The organism is Nocardia sp. NPDC004722, assembly GCF_053601505.1.
Genome location: NZ_JBSGBY010001013.1, coordinates 1 through 1,708 on the forward strand (window position 1 = coordinate 1; position 1,708 = coordinate 1,708).

The following is a 1,708-nucleotide window of genomic DNA, read 5'->3' on the forward strand; positions in this document are numbered from 1 at the left end:
GTCACGTCGTCCTCGCGGATGTCGACGTAGGGGTAGGTGTCGGAGCGGCTGATCGTATCCACCAGCAGCGCATCACATTTCACGGTCGACTTGGAGCCGTAGGCGCCCTTGTTGACCTGCACCAGACCACGGTAGGAGGCCCGGCCACCGCCGCGCGCCACCGACTTGGAGATGATGTTCGACGAGGTGTGCGGCGCCAGGTGCAGCATCTTCGCACCGGTGTCCTGGTGCTGGCCCTCGCCGGCGAACGCGATGGAGAGCACCTCGCCCTTGGCGTGCTCACCGGTCATCCACACGGCCGGGTACTTCATGGTGACCTTGGAGCCGATATTGCCGTCGACCCATTCCATGGTCGCGCCCGCCTCGGCCTTGGCGCGCTTGGTCACCAGGTTGTAGACGTTGTTCGACCAGTTCTGGATCGTGGTGTAGCGGCAGCGGCCGCCCTTCTTCACGATGATCTCGACCACCGCGGAGTGCAGCGAATCCGAGGAGTAAATCGGCGCGGTGCAACCCTCGACGTAGTGGACGTAGGCGTCCTCGTCGACGATGATCAGCGTCCGCTCGAACTGACCCATGTTCTCGGTGTTGATGCGGAAGTACGCCTGCAGCGGGATGTCCACGTGCACGCCCTTCGGCACGTAGATGAACGAACCACCCGACCACACCGCGGAATTCAGCGCGGAGAACTTGTTGTCACCCGACGGAATGACCGAACCGAAGTACTGCTGGAACAGCTCCGGGTGCTCCTTGAGACCGGTGTCGGTGTCGAGGAAGATGACGCCCTGCTTCTCCAGGTCCTCACGGATGGAGTGGTAGACGACCTCGGACTCGTACTGCGCGGCGACACCGGCGACGAGGCGCTGCTTCTCCGCCTCCGGGATGCCCAGCTTGTCGTAGGTGTTCTTGATGTCCTCGGGCAGCTCTTCCCAGGAAGCGGCCTGCTTCTCCGAGGAGCGCACGAAGTACTTGATGTTGTCGAAGTCGATGCCCTCGAGGTTGGAACCCCAGTTCGGCATGGGCTTCTTGTCGAAGATGCGCAGTGCCTTGAGGCGGAAGTCGAGCATCCATTCGGGCTCGCTCTTCTTGGCCGAGATGTCGCGCACGACCTCCTCGGACAGGCCGCGCTTGGCACTGGCACCGGCGACATCCTTGTCGGCCCAGCCGTACCCGTACTTACCCAGGGACGCGATGGTCTCTTCCTGGGTCAGCGGCTGCACCTGGTCGGTGGTCGTCGTCATTCGGCACTCCTTCCGGAGTCGTGTGTAGAAGTCGTTGCGGGCTGTGCAACGGCGGTTTTCGGGGCCACGAGGGGGACGTGGGTGGTGCAGGCGCAGTCACCGTTGGCGATGGTCGCCAGGCGCTGCACATGGGTCCCGAGAATCTCTCGGAAGGCTTCGAGCTCGGCCGCGCACAACTCCGGGAATTCCTCGGCGACGTGCGAAACCGGGCAGTGATGCTGGCAGATCTGCACGCCCGCACCGACTTTCCGGGTCGAGGCCGCGAATCCGGCGTCGGTGAACGCTTCCGCGATCTCCTCCGCCTTGGCCTCGGTCTCGGCCGGGGTGTGCCCGGTGAGCTCACCGACCCCGGCGACGATCGCCGCGACCCGCTTGCGGGCGAAATCGGTGATGGCCGCGTCGCCGCCGAGCTCCCGGATCTGCCGCATGGCGGCTCCGGCGAGGTCATCGTAGGCGTGGCCCAGTTTGCC

2 protein-coding genes are annotated in these 1,708 nt (G+C 64.7%); both read right to left on the reverse strand.

The genetic code is table 11. The features are described from left to right. A partial coding sequence (sufB, locus tag ACWELQ_RS45205; RefSeq protein ID WP_452403110.1) for a Fe-S cluster assembly protein SufB occupies window positions 1–1,238 on the reverse strand: 1,238 nt, incomplete at its 3' end. Continuing rightward, the coding region (locus ACWELQ_RS45210; protein WP_452403111.1) for a helix-turn-helix transcriptional regulator at window positions 1,235–1,708 on the reverse strand (474 nt) is incomplete at its 5' end. The genes ACWELQ_RS45210 and sufB, both read right to left, overlap by 4 nt.